The 21,061-nt window shown below is 54.6% G+C and carries 20 protein-coding genes; 11 read left to right on the forward strand and 9 right to left on the reverse strand.

Translation table 11 applies throughout. The features are described from left to right. The first annotated feature begins 1 nt into the window (after position 1). Both mepM and lpxM read left to right on the forward strand, forming a co-directional pair. Positions 2-1,321, forward strand: coding sequence for a murein DD-endopeptidase MepM (gene mepM / locus AM410_RS16765; protein ID WP_014170636.1), 1,320 nt, complete (start codon positions 2-4; stop codon positions 1,319-1,321). Positions 1,322-1,440: 119 nt separating this feature from the next. Further along, positions 1,441-2,412 (forward strand): lauroyl-Kdo(2)-lipid IV(A) myristoyltransferase, encoded by a 972-nt coding sequence (gene lpxM, locus AM410_RS16770; protein WP_079230847.1) that lies wholly within the window; start codon positions 1,441-1,443, stop codon positions 2,410-2,412. Between the two features lie 55 nt (positions 2,413-2,467). Here the strand turns inward: lpxM and pyk are convergent, their stop codons facing one another. Both pyk and AM410_RS16780 read right to left on the reverse strand, forming a co-directional pair. Beyond that, entirely contained in the window at positions 2,468-3,910 is a 1,443-nt protein-coding gene (gene pyk, locus AM410_RS16775) for a pyruvate kinase (RefSeq protein WP_020883399.1), read from the reverse strand. Positions 3,911-4,034: 124 nt separating this feature from the next. Continuing rightward, positions 4,035-4,904 carry a MurR/RpiR family transcriptional regulator gene (locus AM410_RS16780; protein ID WP_025203851.1) on the reverse strand — a complete coding sequence of 290 codons (870 nt, stop codon included), beginning with the start codon at positions 4,902-4,904 and terminating at the stop codon, positions 4,035-4,037. A gap of 357 nt (positions 4,905-5,261) precedes the next feature. On the opposite strand from AM410_RS16780, the gene zwf reads away from it, so the two are divergent. The 3 genes from zwf (at position 5,262) to kdgA (ending at position 9,464) form a co-directional block, all read left to right on the forward strand. Beyond that, positions 5,262-6,737 carry a glucose-6-phosphate dehydrogenase gene (gene zwf / locus AM410_RS16785; RefSeq protein ID WP_020883401.1) on the forward strand — a complete coding sequence of 492 codons (1,476 nt, stop codon included), beginning with the start codon at positions 5,262-5,264 and terminating at the stop codon, positions 6,735-6,737. 234 nt (positions 6,738-6,971) lie between these two features. Beyond that, entirely contained in the window at positions 6,972-8,783 is a 1,812-nt protein-coding gene (gene edd, locus AM410_RS16790; RefSeq protein WP_014170631.1) for a phosphogluconate dehydratase, read from the forward strand. A 39-nt stretch (positions 8,784-8,822) separates the two neighbouring features. Then, positions 8,823-9,464: a bifunctional 4-hydroxy-2-oxoglutarate aldolase/2-dehydro-3-deoxy-phosphogluconate aldolase gene (gene kdgA / locus AM410_RS16795; RefSeq protein ID WP_108648149.1), complete on the forward strand. Its 642-nt coding sequence runs from the start codon at positions 8,823-8,825 to the stop codon at positions 9,462-9,464. 40 nt (positions 9,465-9,504) lie between these two features. On the opposite strand, the gene purT is transcribed toward kdgA, so the two are convergent. Further along, positions 9,505-10,683 (reverse strand): formate-dependent phosphoribosylglycinamide formyltransferase, encoded by a 1,179-nt coding sequence (gene purT / locus AM410_RS16800; protein WP_108648150.1) that lies wholly within the window; start codon positions 10,681-10,683, stop codon positions 9,505-9,507. 170 nt (positions 10,684-10,853) lie between these two features. Between purT and AM410_RS16805 the strand changes: the two genes are divergently transcribed. After that, the gene (locus AM410_RS16805) at positions 10,854-11,504 is read left to right on the forward strand and encodes a tellurite resistance TerB family protein (protein WP_014170628.1); all 651 of its coding nucleotides are present in this window, start codon (positions 10,854-10,856) and stop codon (positions 11,502-11,504) included. Positions 11,505-11,589: 85 nt separating this feature from the next. Continuing rightward, positions 11,590-13,650, forward strand: a complete 2,061-nt coding sequence (gene ptrB / locus AM410_RS16810; RefSeq protein WP_108648151.1) for an oligopeptidase B — start codon at positions 11,590-11,592, stop codon at positions 13,648-13,650. Here ptrB and exoX read toward each other — a convergent pair. The 3 genes from exoX to AM410_RS16825 form a co-directional block, all read right to left on the reverse strand. Further along, positions 13,647-14,309 carry an exodeoxyribonuclease X gene (gene exoX, locus AM410_RS16815; protein WP_014170626.1) on the reverse strand — a complete coding sequence of 221 codons (663 nt, stop codon included), beginning with the start codon at positions 14,307-14,309 and terminating at the stop codon, positions 13,647-13,649. The genes ptrB and exoX overlap by 4 nt on opposite strands. A 24-nt stretch (positions 14,310-14,333) precedes the next feature. Next, positions 14,334-14,984, reverse strand: a complete 651-nt coding sequence (locus tag AM410_RS16820) for a carbon-nitrogen hydrolase family protein (RefSeq protein WP_108648152.1) — start codon at positions 14,982-14,984, stop codon at positions 14,334-14,336. A 109-nt stretch (positions 14,985-15,093) separates the two neighbouring features. Next, positions 15,094-15,324, reverse strand: a complete 231-nt coding sequence (locus tag AM410_RS16825) for a DNA polymerase III subunit theta (RefSeq protein WP_013096102.1) — start codon at positions 15,322-15,324, stop codon at positions 15,094-15,096. A gap of 137 nt (positions 15,325-15,461) precedes the next feature. On the opposite strand from AM410_RS16825, the gene yobA reads away from it, so the two are divergent. Genes yobA through AM410_RS16840 form a run of 3 tightly spaced genes read left to right on the forward strand, consistent with a single transcriptional unit; the run spans position 15,462 to position 17,059 of the window. After that, positions 15,462-15,833 (forward strand): CopC domain-containing protein YobA, encoded by a 372-nt coding sequence (gene yobA, locus AM410_RS16830; protein ID WP_108648153.1) that lies wholly within the window; start codon positions 15,462-15,464, stop codon positions 15,831-15,833. Between the two features lies 1 nt (position 15,834). Then, positions 15,835-16,704 (forward strand): copper homeostasis membrane protein CopD, encoded by an 870-nt coding sequence (copD, locus tag AM410_RS16835; protein ID WP_108648154.1) that lies wholly within the window; start codon positions 15,835-15,837, stop codon positions 16,702-16,704. Between the two features lie 16 nt (positions 16,705-16,720). Further along, on the forward strand, positions 16,721-17,059 hold the full coding sequence (locus tag AM410_RS16840; protein WP_014170622.1) for a YebY family protein: 339 nt from the start codon (positions 16,721-16,723) through the stop codon (positions 17,057-17,059). Positions 17,060-17,465: 406 nt separating this feature from the next. Here AM410_RS16840 and AM410_RS16845 read toward each other — a convergent pair whose 3' ends face one another. Next, positions 17,466-18,407, reverse strand: coding sequence for a VirK/YbjX family protein (locus AM410_RS16845; protein ID WP_014170619.1), 942 nt, complete (start codon positions 18,405-18,407; stop codon positions 17,466-17,468). Between the two features lie 167 nt (positions 18,408-18,574). Between AM410_RS16845 and pphA the strand changes: the two genes are divergently transcribed. Further along, a complete protein-coding gene (gene pphA / locus AM410_RS16850) occupies positions 18,575-19,219 on the forward strand; it encodes a protein-serine/threonine phosphatase (RefSeq protein WP_108648155.1) in 645 nt (214 codons plus the stop codon). Positions 19,220-19,253: 34 nt separating this feature from the next. Here the strand turns inward: pphA and AM410_RS16855 are convergent, their stop codons facing one another. Beyond that, entirely contained in the window at positions 19,254-19,493 is a 240-nt protein-coding gene (locus AM410_RS16855) for a YebV family protein (RefSeq protein ID WP_020883412.1), read from the reverse strand. Between the two features lie 105 nt (positions 19,494-19,598). Then, entirely contained in the window at positions 19,599-21,041 is a 1,443-nt protein-coding gene (gene rsmF, locus AM410_RS16860; protein WP_108648156.1) for a 16S rRNA (cytosine(1407)-C(5))-methyltransferase RsmF, read from the reverse strand. Positions 21,042-21,061 lie beyond the last annotated feature (20 nt).

Raw genomic sequence — 21,061 nt, forward strand, 5'->3', positions numbered from 1 at the left:
CGTGCAACAGATAGCCCGCTCTGTCGCCCTGGCATTTAACAATCTGCCTCGACCCCATCGCGTTATGCTGGGGTCTCTTACAGTTCTCACGTTAGCGGTCGCCGTCTGGCGGCCCTATGTTTACCATCCGAGTTCTGCCCCAATCATCAAAACCATCGAGCTTGAGAAGAGCGAGATCCGCTCTCTCCTCCCTGAGGCCAGTGAACCTATCGACCAGGCGGCTCAGGAAGATGAAGCCATCCCGCAGGATGAGCTGGACGATAAAACCGAGAATGAAGCGGGGATCCACGAATATGTCGTTTCGACGGGTGATACGTTAAGCAGCGTTCTGAACCAGTACGGTATCGACATGGGAAACATCAGCCAGCTGGCGGCGGCTGATAAAGATCTTCGTAATCTGAAAATTGGTCAACAGCTCTCCTGGACGTTAACCGCTGATGGCGATCTGCAACGCCTGACCTGGGAAATGTCCCGTCGCGAAACCCGCACCTACGATCGCACTGCAAACGGTTTCAAAATGACCAGTGAAATGCAGAAAGGCGACTGGGTGAACAGCGTGATGAAAGGGACCGTAGGCGCAAGCTTTGTCTCCAGCGCGCGCGATGCGGGGCTGACCAGCGCCGAGATCAGCTCGGTAATCAAAGCCATGCAGTGGCAAATGGACTTCCGCAAACTGAAGAAAGGCGATGAATTCTCCGTTCTCATGTCCCGTGAAATGCTTGACGGCAAGCGTGAGCAGAGCCAGCTGGTGGGTGTGCGTCTGCGCTCTGATGGCAAAGATTACTACGCCATTCGTGCCGAAGACGGTAAGTTCTACGACCGCAGCGGTACCGGGCTTGCGAAGGGCTTCCTGCGCTTCCCGACGGCTAAACAATTCCGTGTCTCATCCAACTTTAACCCGCGCCGTTTGAACCCGGTAACCGGGCGTGTTGCGCCGCACCGTGGCGTTGACTTTGCCATGCCGCAGGGGACACCTGTGCTGGCTGTGGGTGATGGCGAAGTGGTGATTGCGAAACGCAGCGGTGCAGCCGGGTATTATGTCGCGGTGCGTCATGGTCGTACCTACACCACCCGCTATATGCACCTGCGTAAGCTGCTGGTTAAGCCGGGCCAGAAAGTGAAACGTGGCGACCGTATCGCGCTCTCCGGGAATACCGGGCGCTCTACCGGGCCGCATTTGCACTATGAGGTGTGGATTAACCAACAGGCAGTGAACCCGCTTACGGCGAAACTGCCGCGTACCGAAGGCCTGACAGGTAAAGATCGTTCCGATTACCTGGCGCAGGTGAAAGAGGTGATTCCGCAGCTGCGCTTTGATTAAGCCCTCTGTTTTGTGAAAAAGCCGGCCTCAGTATGTGCCGGCTTTTTGTTTTGTGCGCGAGCGGCTGCCTCGCTACACTATCTGAATGAAATTTTGCGTCACCAGACCCTGGAACCAGCATGGAAACCCAAAAAAACAATATTGAGTACATTCCTGAGTTTGAAAAATCTTTTCGCCACCCGCGCAACTGGAGTGCCTGGCTTGGCGTTTACGCATTTGCGGGGGTTGCGATGTTACCTGCCTCGGTTCGCGATCCGGTACTGGGAAAAATAGGCCGCCTGGCGGGCCGGTTTGGTAAAAGTGCCCGTCGCCGTGCGCAGATTAACCTCCTGTACTGTTTCCCGGAGAAGAGTGACGCCGAGCGCGAAGCGCTGATTGACGACATGTATACGACCGCGCCTCAGGCCATGGCAATGATGGCCGAACTGGCGCTCAAAGGGCCGGAGAAAGTTCAGACGCGTGTTGACTGGAAAGGGCTGGAAATTATCGAAGAGATGCGCCGCAACAACGAGAAGGTGATCTTCCTCGTTCCTCACGGCTGGGGCGTGGATATTCCTGCGATGCTGATGGCGTCACAGGGGCAGAAAATGGCGGCAATGTTCCATAACCAGGGCAATAAGATCTTTGATTACGTCTGGAACACCGTGCGTCGCCGTTTTGGTGGCCGTCTGCATGCGCGTAATGATGGCATCAAACCGTTTATACAGTCCGTGCGTCAGGGCTACTGGGGTTACTATCTGCCGGATCAGGACCACGGCCCCGAGCACAGTGAGTTTGTGGATTTCTTCGCGACGTATAAAGCCACGTTGCCGGCGATTGGCCGCCTGATGAAAGTCTGCCGTGCGCGCGTCATTCCGCTGTTTCCGGTATACGACGGGAAAACTCATCGCCTGAGCATTGAAGTGCGTCCACCGATGGATGATTTACTGACGGCGGACGATCACACCATTGCGCGTCGAATGAACGAAGAGGTCGAGATTCTGGTGGGACCGCATGCTGAGCAATACACGTGGATACTGAAGTTGCTCAAAACGCGTAAGCCCGGTGAAACAGAGCCATACAAACGCAAAGAGCTTTTCCCGAAGAAATAAGCAGAAATAAAAAAAGCCCGCTCCGAAAAGAGCGGGCTTTTTAACAGGGGCGTGCTTACTCGACGGTCAATACGCGAGTGGTATTGGTCGAGCCGATGGTGCTCATCACGTCACCCTGAGTCACAATCACGATATCACCGGAGACCAGATAGCCTTTGTCACGCAGCAGGTTCACGGCGTCGTGGGCAGCCGCGACACCGTCGTTGGTGCTGTCGAAGTGAACCGGCGTGACACCGCGATACAGCGCCGTCAGGTTCAGCGTACGCTCGTGGCGAGACATGGCGAAGATGGGCAGACCGGAGCTGATACGGGAGGTCATCAGCGCGGTACGGCCAGATTCGGTCATGGTGATAATCGCCGTTACGCCTTTCAGGTGGTTAGCGGCGTACATGGCAGACATCGCAATCGCTTCTTCCACGTTGTCGAACTGCACGTCAAGACGGTGTTTAGAGACGTTGATGCTTGGGATCTTTTCAGCACCCAGGCAAACGCGTGCCATCGCGGCTACGGTTTCAGCAGGATACTGGCCGGCTGCGGTTTCTGCAGAAAGCATTACGGCATCGGTACCGTCCAGCACGGCGTTAGCCACGTCCATCACCTCTGCACGGGTCGGCATTGGGTTGGTGATCATGGATTCCATCATCTGGGTTGCGGTGATCACGGCACGGTTAAGCTGACGTGCACGGCGGATCAGTGCTTTCTGGATCCCCACCAGCTCAGGGTCGCCAATTTCCACGCCCAGATCGCCACGGGCAACCATCACCACGTCAGAGGCCAGAATCACGTCATCCATCGCGTCCTGATCGCAAACGGCTTCCGCACGTTCCACTTTAGCAACGATTTTGGCATCACAGCCCGCATCACGTGCCAGACGGCGCGCGTAGTTCAGGTCTTCGCCACAGCGCGGGAAGGAGACGGCCAGGTAGTCAACGCCAATCAGCGCAGCGGTCACGATATCCGCTTTGTCTTTATCGGTCAGCGCTTCGGCTGAGAGGCCACCGCCGAGTTTGTTAATGCCTTTGTTGTTTGAGAGCGGGCCCCCGACGGTGACTTCGGTGAATACCTTCATCCCCTGAACTTCCAGCACTTTCAGCTGAACGCGACCGTCGTCGAGCAGCAGGATATCGCCAGGCACAACATCAGCCGGCAGACCTTTATAGTCGATCCCAACTTTTTCTTTATCGCCTTCGCCTTTACCCAGGTTGGCATCAAGCAGGAATTTGTCGCCGATATTGAGGAAGACTTTACCTTCTTTGAAGGTTGAAACACGAATTTTTGGACCCTGCAGGTCCCCGAGGATAGCAACATGACGGCCAAGTTTGGCCGCAATTTCACGCACTTTGTCGGCACGTAATTTATGGTCTTCTGGCGTACCGTGAGAGAAGTTCATACGCACCACGTTGGCACCCGCGGCGATAATTTTCTCGAGATTGTTATCGCGGTCAGTGGCCGGGCCTAAGGTGGTTACGATCTTGGTTCTGCGAAGCCTTCTGGACATGTAATACTCCGTTGACTGAAACAACTTTGGTGTTGCGTGAACATTAAATCGGCCTTCATCTGCTGCAAGGCAACAGAGAGAGGACCGAATGCCGTAAATCGTTACATCGTAGTTATTAAACTATTTAGGGAACATCGCTTTTCATAAGCAATTCTTTATCAAAACGCGATTCCTTAAGCGCTTCCTTGACACGCTTCAAGTTATCTCTGAATTTTGCGCCACGGCGCAGGGTGAAACCGGTTGCCAGCACGTCAATCACCGTGAGCTGCGCCAGACGGGAGACCATCGGCATATACATGTCGGTGTCTTCCGGGACATCAAGGGTGATGGCGAGCGTCGCTTCTCTTGCCAGCGGCGTGCCCGCCGTCGTGAGGGCAATAACCATGGCATCGTTTTCACGCGCCAGTTGCGCCAGCTCCACCTGGCTTTTGGTGCGCCCAGTGTGCGAAATGAGTACCACGACATCATCTTCACTGCAATTCATACAGCTCATGCGTTGCAGGACAATGTCATCGGAATAAATGACCGGGACGTTAAAGCGGAAGAATTTATTCATGGCGTCATGCGCCACGGCCGCCGACGAGCCGAGGCCAAAGAACGCAATGCGCTTGGCCTGGGTCAGTAAATCCACCGCGCGGTTCACGGAATTCATATCCAGGGACTGGCGAACGTGGTCCAGCGTAGCCATGGCCGACTCAAATATTTTTGCCGTATAGGCATCAACACTGTCGTCTTCATCCACATTGCGATTAACATAAGGCGTGCCGTTTGCCAGACTTTGTGCAAGATGCAGTTTAAAATCAGGAAAGCCGCGCGTTTCAAGGCTACGGCAGAAGCGGTTAACCGTCGGTTCGCTGACGCCTGCCTCCTGCGCCAGAGCGGCGATGCTTGAATGAATCGCCTGAGCAGGAGCAGCAAGAATGACTTCGGCCACTTTTCGCTCGGATTTGCTAAGGTGTTCCAGTTGGAACTGGATTTTTTCCAGCATGTTCATTGTTAACAGGGCGCTCATGGGTGGAAACGATTTCATTAATACATGAAATCATGATTCGATTTAGCCGATATTACCCCTGTGGCTTCCATAAAGGGTAACAGTCGACAAGATAATGTTGTTGTTTTTTTTCATTACTTGATCGGTGTCGGGTTTTGTTATGACCCTGTAGTTCAAAGAATCAACGCTTTTTGCGTGATTCCGCCACCACACGCGTCTGACGGCGAAAAAATCGCGGTATCGCACGCGAGGTTAAGCGCTAATGGTTTCGGGAATGACGTAAAAGCAGTACAGTGCAACGTAATAAAATTACAACGATACCTGGCAGAAGTACCAGGTGATCCAACTGAGGAGAATGACATGGCGGTAACGCAAACAGCCCAGGCATGTGACCTGGTCATTTTCGGCGCGAAAGGCGATCTTGCACGCCGGAAATTGCTGCCTTCCCTGTATCAACTGGAGAAAGCGGGCCAAATTCATCCGGATACGCGTATCCTGGGCGTTGGGCGCGCCGACTGGGACAAGGAAGCTTATACCAAGGTCGTACGCGAGGCGCTCGAAACTTTCATGAAGGAAAAGATTGATGAAAGTTTGTGGGATACCCTCAGCGGTCGTCTTGATTTCTGTAACCTGGACGTGAACGACGTCAGCGCGTTTAACCGTTTAGGCGCGATGCTGGATCAGAAAAACCGTGTCACCATTAACTACTTCGCCATGCCGCCAAGCACTTTCGGTGCAATCTGCAAAGGCCTGGGCGAAGCGAAGCTGAACGCTAAACCGGCACGCGTGGTGATGGAGAAACCGCTGGGGACCTCTCTTTCAACCTCACGCGAAATTAACGACCAGGTCGGCGAGTACTTCGAAGAGTGCCAGGTCTACCGTATCGACCACTATCTCGGTAAAGAGACGGTACTGAACCTGCTGGCGCTGCGTTTTGCCAACTCCCTGTTTGTGAATAACTGGGACAACCGTACCATCGACCATGTGGAAATCACCGTGGCCGAAGAGGTGGGGATTGAAGGCCGCTGGGGTTACTTTGACCAGGCCGGTCAGATGCGCGACATGATCCAGAACCACCTGCTGCAAATCCTTTGCATGATTGCCATGTCTCCACCGTCTGACCTGACGGCGGACAGCATCCGTGATGCTAAAGTGAAAGTGCTGAAGTCGCTGCGTCGCATCGATCGCTCAAACGTGCGTGAGAAAACGGTACGCGGCCAGTACACCGCAGGGTTTGCTCAGGGTAAAAAAGTGCCGGGCTACCTGGAAGAAGAGGGTGCCAACAAGGCGAGCAATACCGAGACGTTTGTGGCGATCCGCGTGGATATCGATGACTGGCGCTGGGCGGGGGTTCCGTTCTACCTGCGTACCGGTAAACGTCTGCCGACCAAATGCTCTGAAGTGGTCGTTTACTTCAAAAACCCTGAACTCAACCTGTTCAAAGAGTCCTGGCAGGAGCTGCCACAGAACAAACTGACCATTCGTCTGCAGCCAGACGAAGGGGTGGACATCCAGATCCTGAACAAAGTGCCGGGCCTGGATCACAAACATAACCTGCAGACCACCAAGCTGGACCTGAGCTACTCCGAAACGTTCAATCAGACGCACCTTGCCGATGCTTACGAGCGTCTGCTGCTGGAAACCATGCGCGGTATCCAGGCGCTGTTCGTGCGTCGTGATGAAGTGGAAGAGGCGTGGAAATGGGTCGACTCCATCACCGAAGCCTGGGCTGCGGATCAGGATGCGCCGAAACCGTATCAGGCGGGCACCTGGGGGCCTGTCGCGTCCGTCGCGATGATCACCCGTGATGGACGCTCCTGGAATGAGTTTGAGTAAAATAATCAGCTGCCTCTTAGGTGTTATTTTACCGGTAACATGATCTAACACAGCTCGTGGCACAATTTATAAACTTTTAAGCTCCGCGTGGATTCACCCGCGGAGCTTTTTTTATTACACTGCCGGAAGTGATTTTGCCCCTGAGCTCCGGACAGCAAGCGTTTCAGCGTTGTTAATAATCGCCAGCGACTTTGTAAACTCCCGAGCCCGGACAGATAAATTAGAGGAGCTTTTATGAATCCGACATTGTTACGCGTAACACAACGCATTATTGAGCGCTCGAAAGAGACCCGTTCTGCCTACCTCGCCCGGATTGAACAGGCCAAAAGTAATACCGTTCATCGCTCACAACTCGCCTGCGGTAACCTGGCGCACGGTTTCGCCGCCTGCCAGCCCGACGATAAAGCCTCGCTGAAAAGCATGCTGCGTAACAATATCGCCATCATTACCTCCTACAACGACATGCTTTCTGCGCATCAGCCGTACGAAGTGTATCCGGAGATCATCCGTAAAGCGCTGCACAGCGTCAATGCGGTAGGCCAGGTCGCGGGCGGCGTGCCGGCCATGTGCGATGGCGTGACGCAGGGTCAGGATGGGATGGAGCTCTCTCTGCTGAGCCGCGAAGTGATTGCGATGTCGGCCGCAGTGGGCCTGTCTCACAATATGTTTGATGGCGCGCTGTACCTCGGCGTGTGCGATAAAATCGTCCCGGGGCTGGCCATGGCAGCGCTGTCGTTTGGTCATCTGCCTGCGATCTTCGTGCCATCAGGTCCGATGGCAAGCGGTCTGCCAAACAAAGAAAAAGTGCGTATCCGTCAGCTGTATGCGGAAGGTAAAGCAGACCGTCAGGCACTGCTGGAAGCGGAAGCCGCCTCCTACCATGCGCCGGGCACCTGTACTTTCTACGGTACGGCCAACACCAACCAGATGGTGGTGGAATTTATGGGGATGCAGCTTCCTGGGTCCTCTTTCATTCAGCCGGATGCGCCACTGCGTAAGGCCCTGACTGAAGCAGCTGCCCGCCAGGTAACGCGTCTGACCGGTAACGGCAACGCGTGGATGCCGCTGGGTAAAATGGTCGACGAGAAAGTGATCGTCAACGGTATCGTTGCGCTGCTGGCAACCGGCGGCTCAACCAACCACACCATGCATCTGGTGGCGATGGCGCGCGCGGCGGGCATCCTGATTAACTGGGATGATTTCTCGGATATCTCGTCTGTGGTGCCACTGATGGCGCGCCTGTACCCGAACGGCCCGGCTGACATCAACCACTTCCAGGCTGCCGGTGGCGTGCCGGTGCTGATGCGCGAGCTGCTGAAAGGCGGTCTGCTGCATGAAGATGTGAACACCGTGGCGGGCTTTGGTCTGCAGCGTTATACCCATGAGCCGTGGCTCAATAATGGTGAGCTTGACTGGCGTGAAGGCGCCACCGCCTCGCTTGACGCACAGGTTATTGCCACCTTTGAACAACCGTTTTCTCGTCACGGCGGCACCAAAGTGCTCAGCGGTAACCTGGGGCGTGCGGTGATGAAAACCTCCGCCGTACCGGAAGAGAACCAGATTATCGAAGCGCCGGCCGTGGTGTTTGAAAGCCAGCATGACGTTTTGCCTGCGTTTGATGCCGGTCTGCTCGACAAAGATTGCGTCGTTGTGGTGCGCCATCAGGGGCCAAAAGCGAACGGGATGCCAGAATTACATAAACTTATGCCGCCACTTGGTGTATTATTGGACCGCCGTTTCAAAATTGCGTTAGTGACCGATGGACGCCTCTCTGGCGCATCAGGTAAAGTGCCTTCTGCCATCCACGTGACCCCGGAAGCTTACGACGGCGGTTTGCTGGCGAAAGTTCGTGATGGAGACATGATCCGCGTCAACGGTCAGACAGGTGAGTTAACCCTGCTGGTGGATGACGCTGAACTGGCGGCACGTAAGCCACATATTCCTGACCTGAGCGCATCGCGCGTGGGAACCGGACGCGAAATGTTTGGCGCGCTGCGTGAGAAACTCTCCGGTGCGGAGCAGGGCGCAACCTGTATTACGTTTTAAGACGACTTGATTTTATCGATCTGGCGAGAGAAAACTCTGATGAAAAACTGGAAAACAAGTGCAGAAGCAATCCTGACCACTGGCCCTGTCGTGCCGGTAATCGTGGTGAATAAGCTGGAACATGCTGTCCCGATGGCGAAAGCCCTGGTTGCGGGTGGTGTTCGTGTTCTGGAAGTGACCCTGCGTACCGCCTGCGCGATGGACGCTATTCGCGCTATCGCCAAAGAAGTGCCGGACGCGATCATCGGTGCGGGTACCGTACTGAACGCACAGCAGCTGGCTGACGTGACCGAAGCGGGCGCGCAGTTTGCTATCAGCCCTGGCCTGACCGAGCCGCTGCTGAAAGCTGCAACCGAAGGCACGATCCCTCTGATCCCGGGTATCAGCACCGTATCTGAACTGATGATGGGTATGGATTACGGCCTGAAAGAGTTCAAATTCTTCCCGGCTGAAGCTAACGGCGGCACCAAAGCGCTGCAGGCTATTGCGGGTCCATTCTCTCAGGTTCGCTTCTGCCCGACGGGCGGTATCTCTCCGGCAAACTACCGTGACTACCTGGCGCTGAAAAGTGTCCTGTGCATCGGCGGTTCATGGCTGGTTCCTGGGGATGCGCTGGAAGCAGGCGACTGGGATCGCATCACTAAACTGGCTCGCGAAGCGGTTGAAGGCGCGAAGCAGTAAGCGAAGACAGTATGAAAAACGGGCCTGCTGGCCCGTTTTTTTATCCTGCAACCTTCACGTTCGCGGCGGCTGTTTTGGCTCTTGCCACAGCCTCATCCACGTTTTCACCGGTCGCTAGCGCCACGCCAAGGCGGCGCGTGCCGTCAATCTCCGGTTTCCCGAACAGACGAACCTGCAAGCCTGCACCCATAGCCCCTTCGACGTTATCAAAGGTGACGTTCTGGCTGGTTAATTGCGGCAGGATCACCGCCGAAGCCGCCGGGCCGTACTGACGAATGCCGCCAACGGGCAGGCCGAGGAAGGCGCGCACATGCAGGGCGAATTCAGAAAGGTCCTGCGAAATCAGCGTGACCATCCCGGTATCGTGCGGGCGAGGGGAGACTTCACTGAAAATTACCTCGTCGCCGCAGACAAACAGTTCCACGCCAAACAATCCGTAACCGCCCAGCGCCAGAACCACTTTACGGGCAATTTCCTGCGCACGTGCCAGCGCCAGGTCGCTCATCTGCTGCGGCTGCCAGGATTCACGATAGTCGCCATCTTCCTGGCGGTGGCCAATCGGATCGCAGAAATGGACGCCATCAACGGCGCTGACCGTCAGCAGCGTGATTTCGAAATCAAACTTTACGACGCCTTCGATAATCACGCGACCGGCACCGGCACGTCCTCCCTGCTGGGCATACTCCCACGCCTTATCCAGAGTGCTGCTGTCGCGGATAAAGCTCTGTCCTTTACCGGAGGAACTCATGACGGGCTTAATGATGCACGGGTAGCCAATTTCGTCGACAGCCTGCAGGAAAGCGGCTTTATCGCCTGCAAAACGGTAGCCTGAGGTAGGTAAGGCCAGCTCTTCAGCCGCCAGACGACGAATGCCTTCGCGGTTCATGGTCAGTTTGGCCGCTTTTGCGCAGGGCACCACGCGCTGGCCTTCCTGCTCAAGGGCGATCAGCGTATCGGTGGCAATGGCTTCAATTTCAGGTACCACGAAATCCGGTTTCTCCTGCGTAATCAGCGTACGCAGGGCATCGCCATCCAGCATATTGATCACATAAGAACGGTGGGCGACATGCATGGCAGGTGCGTCAACGTAACGATCCACTGCAATGACTTCCACGCCCAAACGCTGGCACTCAATGGCGACCTCTTTACCCAGTTCGCCCGATCCTAACAGCATCACACGCGTCGCCGCAGGTCGCAGCGCGGTTCCTAAACGAGTCATAACAATCCCCCTGAAAAAGTTGCGCGCATTATAAACGTAAACGTTTGCGTCTGTCTTGTTCAGGGCCCGAGAGCGGTTAAGAAATTTGCGCTTCTTTAGCCGTGGCAGACATTTCCTGACGCCTGCTCGCTTACGCTGGGAGACATATTTACCGTTAAGTGAGGGAAACCATGTCAGGCTGGCTAAATCAATTGCAATCCATGTTGGGACAGAAAACGTCGTCATCCGGCGAGCAGGGGCTGAGCAAACTCCTGGTACCGGGGGCGCTTGGCGGGCTGGCTGGACTGCTGGTTGCCAATAAATCCTCGCGTAAGTTACTGGCAAAGTATGGTACCGGCGCGCTGCTGGCGGGCGGCGGCGCTATTGCGGGTACCGTACTGTGGAACAAATACAAGGACAGAGTGCGGACCGCGCACAGCGACGAACCCCACTTTGGTGAGCAGACCTCGCCGCTGGATCTGCGTACCGAACGGCTCATCCTGGCGCTGGTGTTCGCGGCGAAAAGCGACGGGCACATTGATGACCAGGAACGATCGGCGATTGAGCAGCAACTGCGCGAAGCCGGTGTCGAAGAAAAGGGCAGAGCGCTGGTGGCGCAGGCCATCGAACAGCCACTCGAACCGCAGCGTCTGGCGCAAAGCGTGAAAAATGAGGAAGAGGCGCTTGAGCTCTATTTTCTGAGCTGTGCCGCCATCGATATCGATCACTTTATGGAGCGCAGCTATCTCAATGCGCTGGGTGATGCCCTGAAGATCCCACAAGATGTCCGGGACGGGATCGAGAAGGATATTCAGGAGCAAAAACGGGCGTTACAGGGCTAACTGCCACCGTCGCAGCCATGTTTCGCTTGCATCATGCGTGGGTTTTGCCAACCTTATAGGGTGTAAAACTCAAAAGAATGATGACATGCCACCGAAAGCCCGACGTACTCCGTATGCGATCACCACGCATGGCGATACGCGTATAGATAACTATTACTGGCTGCGGGACGACTCCCGTTCCCGGCCAGAAGTGCTCGACTACCTGCACGAGGAAAACGACTATGGCCGCAAGGTCATGTCCAGCCAGCAGGCGTTGCAGGACCAGCTGTTAAATGAAATGGTGCAGCGTATCCCCCAGCGCGATATTTCCGCGCCATGGACCAAAAATGGCTATCGATATCGCCATATCTACGAACCTGGTAACGAGTATCCCATCTACCAGCGACAGTCGGTGTTATGCGCCGAATGGGATGAGTGGGATATCTTGCTGGATGCCAACCAGCGCGCCGCCCATAGCGAGTTTTATACCCTCGGCGGCATGTCCATCTCCCCCGATAACACCATTATGGCGCTGGCGGAGGATTACCTCTCCCGTCGTCAGTACGGTTTGCGTTTTCGCAATCTGGAAACCGGTAACTGGTATCCGGAAATGCTGGATAACGTTTCGCCGGACTTTGTCTGGGCGAATGATTCCGAAACGGTCTACTACGTCAAAAAGCATGCCTCCACGTTGCTGCCTTACCAGGTGTGGCGCCATACCGTTGGGACGGATTCTGCTGACGACGAACTGGTTTACGAAGAGAAAGACGAAACGTTTTATGTCAGCCTGCACAAAACCTCGTCCCGCCACTATGTGATTATCTTCCTGGCCAGCGCCACCACCTCTGAAGTTCTGCTTCTGGACGCCGAGCTACCTGATGCGCAGCCGCTGTGCTTCCTGCCGCGGCGTAAAGATCATGAATACAGCCTCGATCACTTCCAGCACAGCTTTTACCTGCGCTCTAATCGGGAGGGTAAAAACTTTGGCCTCTACAAAACCAAAGTACGCGATGAACGCAAGTGGGAAGTATTAATCCCCGCCCGGGAGCAGGTAATGCTCGAAGGGTTTACGCTGTTCACCGACTGGCTGGTGGTTGAGGAGCGCCAGCGGGGGCTGACCAGCCTGCGGCAAATTAACCGCAAAACGCGGGAAGTGATCGGGATTGCGTTTGACGACCCGGCCTATGTTACGTGGATAGGGTTTAATCCTGAGCCGGAATCGTCGCGTCTGCGCTACGGCTACTCGTCTATGACCACGCCCGATACGCTCTTTGAGCTGGATATGGACACCGGGCAACGTCAGGTGCTTAAACAGTCCGAAGTGAAAGGGTTTGATTCCGACAACTACCGAAGCGAGCACCTGTGGGTTACCGCCCGCGATGGCGTCGAGGTGCCGGTCTCGCTTGTTTATCATCGGGCGTATTTCCAGAAAGGTAAGAATCCGATTCTGGTTTACGGCTACGGCTCCTACGGCTCAAGCATGGACGCTGATTTCAGCAGCAGCCGGTTAAGTCTGCTGGATCGCGGTTTTGTGTTCGCCATTGCGCATGTTCGCGGCGGCGGGGAGCTGGGTCAGCACTGGTATGAAGACGGGAAATTCCTGAAAAAGAAAAATACCTTCAATGATTATCTCGACGTCTGCGATGCGTTGATTGAGCAGGGCTATGGCGATCCTGGGCTTTGCTTTGGTATGGGCGGCAGCGCGGGAGGATTATTGATGGGGGCCGTCATCAATCAGCGTCCCGAACGCTTTAAAGGGATTATTGCGCAGGTGCCGTTTGTCGATGTGGTAACGACCATGCTGGATGAATCCATCCCGCTGACGACCGGAGAGTTTGAAGAGTGGGGCAACCCGCAGGATGAGATCTACTATCGCTACATGAAAGAGTACAGCCCGTACGACAATGTAGAAGCGAAAGCGTATCCGCACATGCTGGTGACCACCGGATTGCACGATTCACAGGTGCAATACTGGGAGCCTGCAAAATGGGTGGCGAAACTGCGGGAATTGAAAACCGACGACAACCTGCTGCTGCTGTGCACGGATATGGACTCCGGTCACGGCGGGAAATCGGGACGATTTAAATCTTACGAAGGCGTGGCACTGGAGTATGCGTTTTTAATTGGCCTGGCACAGGAGACGCTGCCAGGCCGTGCGGAGCGTTAAGCTTCGCCAAGATAGTGCTTAAGCGTTAAACGCAGTTCCGGGCTCATCTTATCGAGGTTGTTATAGAGCCAGCGCAGATAGCCCGGATCTTTATCCGCAATATCGGAAACCGCCCGACCGCGGTATTTGCCAAAGGTGAAGGTAGTCAGCAATGCCGGACGCCCGGTAATGGTCGCCATATCATCAGGGGTCCAGCCGGAGTTATTCATAATATCAATGAGTAACGCGGCGGTGATGTAGCAGTCATACAGGGCGCGGTGATGGTGCAGACCCTCCGGCGTTCTGACGCTCAGCTTACGGGATTTGTACAACGCCATATTGCTGTACTTAATCCCGGGCCAGAGACGACGCGCCAGTTTCATCGTGCAAATCCATTCTCCGGGCATGTCGGGGAGCACCCGGCGGTCAAAACTGGCGTTGTGCGCGACGTACCACGGGCTACCGTAATAGTGGGGTATCACCTCTTCTATCCACGGTTTGTCCGCCACCATCGATTCTGTAATGCGATGAATAGCCATTGCCTGCGGGCTGATCGGGCGGTCGGGACGTACCAGATGGCTCATTGGGTTGACTATTTTTCCATCAATCACGTCGACAGAAGCCACTTCCACTATTCCGCCCTGAAGATCGCAGGTTTCGGTATCGATGACGCGCAGCATTGAACTCTCCTGAGCCTAAAACGCCTAGCCTAAAGGAATGATATCGCCTTGCCAACCCTGTCTGCCAAGAGATCCGGTCAATAGCAGTTCACCTTTGTCCGCGCGGACGATCAACTGACCTTTTTCATCCCATAACGCGCTGCCGCCGCGCGCGTTCGCCATTAACACCGCAATGGCATATTTGTGTGCGAACCGCTGCAGGGTACTGATGGACTGCCGCCAGCGGCTATCTCCCACTGACTGGCAGCTGGTAAACAGCGTCGCCTGCGGGTCGAGATTTGGCGAATCAGCATGTGCATCGATGATCGTCAGCTGTTTATCTCCCGGGATCAGGCTTGCACCGCGACCCTGAGGGTAGCGCAGGATGCTATGGCGAGAGGGGGGAAACAGGGCAAGGCCTTTCTGACGATGGCCATTCACGTCGAGCGGAAGCCCGGCAATAATAGTAATCCGGTATAATTTCGCGGCGTTTAGCAACGGGGCCAGCTGTTTATCATCGGGAGGGGCGGGGAGCGTCGTTGTCCCTGGGCCAGTTAATGAGAGCTCCGGGAATACCAGCAAATCGCACTGCTGTCGTGCCGCTTCGGCAATGAAACGGAGATGGTGCGCGACATGTTCATCTACACTGTGGTGCAGCCCGGCATACTGGGCCGCAGCAATATTCCATTGTGACATCGTGACTTCCTTTACACAGAGTCGCAGTGATTTAAGAATACACCTAATTTAATCAGAGTTTTCTTATCCTGCCATATTCCGCGTAAGGAAGTGTAACGACTCGTTAAGCTTATTTAACTTTAGGTTCGTACGGTAAACGAGAAAGGTTAACGGAGGCGAGACGATGCGCAATTAAGCGTTCGCGAAACCAGTCGCGCAGATGAGCAGGTTGCTCACGTTCAACCACTTCAGCCACGATGGGCATGTTGTAACGCTCTTTAAATGCGACGCCAGCGGCAGCGAGATCGACATTCACTTTATCCATCTCGTCCTGAGGAAGGGCGGCCAGATTGATCTTCATTACCTTCTCCTTTTTAGACGGCGGCAACGTTACCGCGATTGCTCGACGATGACAAGCAGAGGTGGGATGATCCTCGACTCGCTTATTATACAGAGTTATTCTTTGCCATACAGGCATAACAAAAAGGAATGATTGCGATGGGTTTATCCTCTTCCCGCGCGGCAGGCGCACTGGTCTTTTTGGCCTCTTGCGTGATGTCACCCTCCGTGCTGGCGCACGCTCACCTTAAACAACAGACTCCGGCAGCAGATAGCCTCGTGACGGCACCGCGCACGCTGACGCTGACGTTTTCAGAAGGTATTGAGTCCGGTTTTAGCGGTGTGGTGGTGACGGATGCACAAAAGCAGACCATCAGGACCGGTGCCGTTAAACGCGACGAGAAAGACAAGACGCAGCTGAATGTGCCGCTGGATCGCGAGTTGACGCCCGGAACCTACCAGGTTGACTGGCATGTGGTGTCGGTAGACGGCCACAAGACAAAAGGCAGTTATCACTTTAGCGTGAAATAGCATGCTGGCGATGTGCTACGTAGGGCTGCGCTTTCTCCATTTCGGCGCGTTAATGCTTATTTTTGGCAATGCGCTGTATAGCGTCTGGTTTGCTCCTTCCTCTCTGCAACGACTCATGTCCCGGCGTTTTCAGTCGCAGCAGAGAATGGCGGCGTTAATCAGCCTGGTGACAGCGCTCCTGATGTTTACGCTTCAGGGCGGGTTAATGGGGAATGGCTGGGGCGATGTCGTCAACCCCGACATCTGGCGTAGCGTGCTGGGGACGCACTTTGGAAGCGTCTGGCTGTGGCAAATCATTCTCGCGGCCCTTACTGCCGGTACAGCATGGCTGGCTCCGCATAAAGGCTCACGGCTGTTACTGCTCGCCATGGGACAGTTTATCCTGCTGGCCGGAGTGGGGCATGCAACAATGAACGAAGGCGCGGTGGGCGCATTACAGCGTCTTAATCACGCTCTTCATGTGTTATGTGCCGCAACCTGGCTTGGCGGATTACTGCCGCTGCTGTTTTGCATGCGACTGGCGAAAGGGCAGTGGCAGCCTGCCGCAATCTACACCATGATGCGCTTCTCACGCGTGGGGCATTACGCCGTAGCAGGTGTGGTGCTTACCGGCGTTTTCAATGCGCTGTTTATTCTGGGTATCGATATTCCCTGGCAGGCCCGTTATGTGCAATTTTTGTTGTTCAAATGTGCGCTGGTGGCTTTGATGGTGGTAATTGCGCTGGCAAATCGGTATTTTCTGGTGCCACGGTTTCGTGCGCAAAGCGGGCGAGAACAACAAATATTTATCAGAATGACACAAGCAGAAGTGGTGCTGGGTGCGCTGGTGCTGGCTACAGTCAGTCTGTTCGCGACCTGGGAACCCTTCTGACAAGGTTAACTATCCTATGAAAAAGACACTACTTTCTCTCATCTTACTGGCCTGCACGGGGAGCGCCCTGGCCGCACCACAGGTCATTACCGTCAGCCGTTTTGAAGTGGGTAAGGACAAATGGGCGTTTAATCGTGAAGAGGTGATGCTGACCTGCCGTCCGGGGCACGCCTTGTATGCGATTAACCCAAGCACGCTGGTGCAATACCCTTTAAATGATGTCGCAGAGCAGCAGGTCGCCAGCGGCAAAAGCAGTGGACAGCCAATCAGCGTTATTCAGATTGATGATCCCGCGCATCCAGGGCAGAAGATGAGTCTGGCACCGTTTATCGAGCGTGCAGACACGCTTTGTTAATCTTCGGGTTTCCAATAAAAAACCGCAGATGCTTGCGAAAGCACTGCGGTTTTTCACTTTTAATGATGCTCATACGCTTTTTTTCCGGCCGCTTTAACTGAGGACTGGAAAACCTGGCGTCGTCATCTATTCTTAAAAGGCAAGGCGACTTAGCCTGCATTAATGCCAACTTTTAGCGCACGGCTCTCTCCCAAGAGCCATTTCCCTGGACCGAATACAGGAATCGTATTCGGTCTCTTTTTATCTGATTGAAAGCAAACGATTTATTCCTTTCACCGGCTCTCTCAGAAGGGACACGTTCAGTGATCCGCCTTCAACCATATCACAAAACGGCAGGCGTAAGTCCAGCCCTTTTTGCCGGTTTTGTTAAATTTTTGTGCAGAGTTGAAGAAAGCTCTCAGCGCGCTTAAAAGCGTGATTTCACCTCAGCCTCAATGCAGTCAAGCAGTTCAAAGCGACGGCGATATTCCGCCCGTTTTTTACTGGCGATATCTTCCAGGGATTTACGCTCCATCTGTAACGGCAGTTGCCAGCAGAAGGGGGAGATTTTCTTACCGTCCAGACTTGCCCAGAATTCGTCATAGCTGGCGTGGAAATGACGGCCTTTGCTCAGGCGGTAACGCAGTGCGCGGAAAACGTGTCCCTCATCACCAACAGCAAAAATTGCCCGGACGGATGAATGTGCGGCCAACTGGAAAACCACTTCCATCAGCACGCGTTTTGGAAACAGGCCATGGCAGGCGCGGGTCGCCAGTTTAATGGCGTCATGCGAGACGTTGCGACGTGGCCCCTGAAGCCCACCAATCACCAGCACTCGCTGCCCGTTGCTGCGTGCGACGCTAAACGTCAGGCTTGCGAGCACGGTATTCTCGCTGTCGCGCAGCCACAGCGTGCTTTCACCTTCCCGCTCGGCTTTGCCGGCAGAGGAGGCACTCACGGTATACGTCGCGTCGTTTTTTGCCTGAAATTGCACTATCGTCTGCTCTTGCGGGCTGGTCAGCGCGTTGGCGAGGGTGATATTTTTCAGGCTATCGACCCAGTGATAATGGCTGATGATAGCGTCAGCCCGATCGCCGGCCGTCAGGCCACGCATCAGATACTGCCGATGGGTTTTACTCGGTAAGGTAATTTGAGAGGCCAGCAGACGGTCAAAATCATCACGTCCTGAGAGCGTTTCCAGCACGCGATGGGTGGAAGACCAGAACAGGAGCGAGCGCAGCAGGAACTTCAGACGATACTCGCGCTTCTGCCAGATTGGACCCGGAACGCGTTTTCCTTTCACCAGCTCGGAAATGATATTTGTGCGATGCGGATAGAACACATCGTTGTGCAGGTGCATATTAGACACGTTAAGACCTCTCGTTTAATTCATGCCTTATTCTAAAGAGTCAGCAAAAAGGGATTAATAGCGCGCGGATCTTTATTTCCATTTGGTTTACCGTTCGTTTGGCTTTGTGAATGCTGCGCGTGTCAGCTGCAATTTCTGCTGCGTCTATACTTAAGCAAGGAGGTTTTATGTATCAGCGAATCGATGGTGGGAAGTGGCGGCACGTCTGGGTTGTCAGCGACATACATGGTTGTTATCAGTGGCTCATGGATGAACTGAAACGCCGGCATTTTAATCCTTATGAGGATTTGCTTATTTCCGTAGGGGATGTAATTGACCGTGGCCCTGAGAGTATTAAATGTTTACAGCTCATCAATGAAAAATGGTTTCGTGCAGTACGGGGCAACCATGAACAAATGGCTATCGACAGCCTTGATAATAATGATTTCGCACTCTGGACAATGAATGGCGGAATTTGGTTTACCCGCCTTGAGCATACACAGCAGCAGCAGGCGCTGACGTTACTTAATGCGTGTCGGGAACTGCCGCACATTATCGAGATAACCTGTGCAAACGGTTTGAATGTGATTGCTCACGCTGACTATCCCGCTGCGGAATACCGCTGGCAAAAACCCGTAAGCGCCCAGCACGTACTATGGGATCGCGACCGGCTGATGGGGTTTATGGTCGGGAAAGGGCAGGGGATCGGCGGTGCGGACCATTTCTGGTTCGGACATACGCCACTTGACCGGCGGTATGATTTTAATAACCTGCACTACATTGATACCGGCGCCGTTTTCGATGGTTACTTTACGCTGGCGCAGCTTCAGTAATAAATAACCCGCCTTCGGGCGGGTTCTCTTTAGGTCAGGCAAGACGCATGACCCAGGCATCGGATTGACTATCGTAATGCTCACGGTAAAGGACTGAGTGTTCGCCATCAAGTATTGCCGGTACGCTGGTATCGGCATCCCAGGCATCCAGTTGCATGCACAAATCCGGGTCGGATTTGCAGGGAATACTTAACGTTCGTTCGCCCTGTGCTTCGCCGCGCAATTCTGCGTCGTCGATTTCGAAAGCGCCAATACGCACGCTGGTTTTCGTCATATTGCTCTCCTGGTGTGTTATCAAAATCTGGTATGACCAGTATGGGCATCCATTTTTGATCGTAGACAAGGAGAGCAAAATCGCCAGTAAAAAAATGCGCTTTTTTCAGCCGGTGCGATCGTTACCGGTAAACAATCGCCCATCACGAACCAGCTCTCGCGGATAGCTGTTTTTCAGTCGCGAGCCCACCTTTTTCGCCAGCCCTAACGGATAACCCTGATAGGTCACCACCACTTCATCATGCGATGGCGTGTTGTCCGGATATACATCACGGCCCCGGTACCACTCTTCGGCTTCCTGGTGCGTCAGGGCGAACGTATTCTCGCTGCCGGCGAGGGCGATAACAGCCTCATGCTGCCAGCGATAGCCTTTATTGTGCACTTCCGCGAGGCGGATCCCGATGCGGGAAAAACGTACCTTGCCGATAAGCGGCTCAATATTTGCCGGGAAAAGCCAAATCTCTTTATCGCGAATCCAAAGATGGCATGTGTCATCCCAGGCCAGCCCGACCTTAGCGGCGGCGGTAGTGACTTGCTCCGCCTCACGCCTTTTCATGGGGGCGAAGGGGAAATTGCCGACCTTAAACGTCGGGGCTGGCAGTGGCTCAACCGCCTGCGTTTTACGCAACCGTGCGACAAAAAAACCTTCGCAGTCATAAATCTGGGGGAAAACGTGCAGAAATCCTTCAGGCGTGACGGCTTCATTGGCTGAAGCGAACAAGCCGTTTAACGGCAGGAACTCGACGGCATCAGGGTATTGCGCCTTGAGCCACAGACAGACGTCCTCGTTCTCGTCACGGTTTAAGGTGCAGGTCGAATAAACCAATGTGCCACCGGGACGCAGGGCATGGAAGGCGCTGTCGATCAGTTCGCGCTGGGTGGCGGCAATCTCAAGGTTACTCTCTACAGACCAGTTTTTTAACGCATCAGGATCTTTACGCACCACCCCTTCGCCGGAGCAGGGCGCGTCCAGAAGGATGGCATCAAACGCTTCTGGCAGGGCTGCGCCAAATACGCGGCCATCGAAGTGCGTCAGGGCAACGTTATGGATCCCGCAGCGGCTGATGTTAGCGTGCAGAACTTTAACGCGACTGGCTGAAAACTCGTTGGCGAGAATGGCCCCGCGATTTCCCATCCTGGCGGCAATCTGCGTGGTTTTGGAGCCCGGCGCGGCAGCGACATCCATGACGCGTTCTGGCGCATTATCATCCGCAAACAGGGCGGCAACCGGCAGCATCGAGCTGGCTTCCTGGATATAAAACAGACCACTCAGATGTTCTGCGGTACTGCCCAATGGCAACGACGCTTCGTCATCCCGTTCAATCCAAAAACCCTCTGCACACCACGGTACTGGCGTCAGTTGCCAGTTATACGGCGAGACCAGCGTCAGAAAATCGACGACGCTTATTTTCAGCGTGTTGACGCGAATACTCCGGCGCAACGGCCGCTGACAGGCGGCGATAAAATCGTCCAACGAGAGGTGAGAAGGAAGCGCCTCGCGCATCTGCGCCAGGAATTGTTCAGGAAGAAATACGGAGTTTTGAGCCACGTGCACACCACAGGGAAAAG

It is taken from the genome of Enterobacter cloacae complex sp. FDA-CDC-AR_0164 (assembly GCF_003071645.1).
In the GTDB taxonomy this organism is placed as follows: domain Bacteria; phylum Pseudomonadota; class Gammaproteobacteria; order Enterobacterales; family Enterobacteriaceae; genus Enterobacter; species Enterobacter ludwigii.

Bases quoted from the DNA above. Each gene is read 5' to 3' on its own strand.
- lpxM (WP_079230847.1), top strand. From the start codon at position 1,441: ATGGAAACCCAAAAAAACAATATTGAGTACATTCCTGAGTTTGAAAAA.
- pyk (WP_020883399.1), bottom strand. From the start codon at position 3,910: ATGTCCAGAAGGCTTCGCAGAACCAAGATCGTAACCACCTTAGGCCCG.
- AM410_RS16780 (WP_025203851.1), bottom strand. From the start codon at position 4,904: ATGAACATGCTGGAAAAAATCCAGTTCCAACTGGAACACCTTAGCAAA.
- zwf (WP_020883401.1), top strand. From the start codon at position 5,262: ATGGCGGTAACGCAAACAGCCCAGGCATGTGACCTGGTCATTTTCGGC.
- edd (WP_014170631.1), top strand. From the start codon at position 6,972: ATGAATCCGACATTGTTACGCGTAACACAACGCATTATTGAGCGCTCG.
- kdgA (WP_108648149.1), top strand. From the start codon at position 8,823: ATGAAAAACTGGAAAACAAGTGCAGAAGCAATCCTGACCACTGGCCCT.
- purT (WP_108648150.1), bottom strand. From the start codon at position 10,683: ATGACTCGTTTAGGAACCGCGCTGCGACCTGCGGCGACGCGTGTGATG.
- AM410_RS16805 (WP_014170628.1), top strand. From the start codon at position 10,854: ATGTCAGGCTGGCTAAATCAATTGCAATCCATGTTGGGACAGAAAACG.
- ptrB (WP_108648151.1), top strand. From the start codon at position 11,590: ATGCCACCGAAAGCCCGACGTACTCCGTATGCGATCACCACGCATGGC.
- exoX (WP_014170626.1), bottom strand. From the start codon at position 14,309: ATGCTGCGCGTCATCGATACCGAAACCTGCGATCTTCAGGGCGGAATA.
- AM410_RS16820 (WP_108648152.1), bottom strand. From the start codon at position 14,984: ATGTCACAATGGAATATTGCTGCGGCCCAGTATGCCGGGCTGCACCAC.
- AM410_RS16825 (WP_013096102.1), bottom strand. From the start codon at position 15,324: ATGAAGATCAATCTGGCCGCCCTTCCTCAGGACGAGATGGATAAAGTG.
- yobA (WP_108648153.1), top strand. From the start codon at position 15,462: ATGGGTTTATCCTCTTCCCGCGCGGCAGGCGCACTGGTCTTTTTGGCC.
- copD (WP_108648154.1), top strand. From the start codon at position 15,835: ATGCTGGCGATGTGCTACGTAGGGCTGCGCTTTCTCCATTTCGGCGCG.
- AM410_RS16840 (WP_014170622.1), top strand. From the start codon at position 16,721: ATGAAAAAGACACTACTTTCTCTCATCTTACTGGCCTGCACGGGGAGC.
- pphA (WP_108648155.1), top strand. From the start codon at position 18,575: ATGTATCAGCGAATCGATGGTGGGAAGTGGCGGCACGTCTGGGTTGTC.
- AM410_RS16855 (WP_020883412.1), bottom strand. From the start codon at position 19,493: ATGACGAAAACCAGCGTGCGTATTGGCGCTTTCGAAATCGACGACGCA.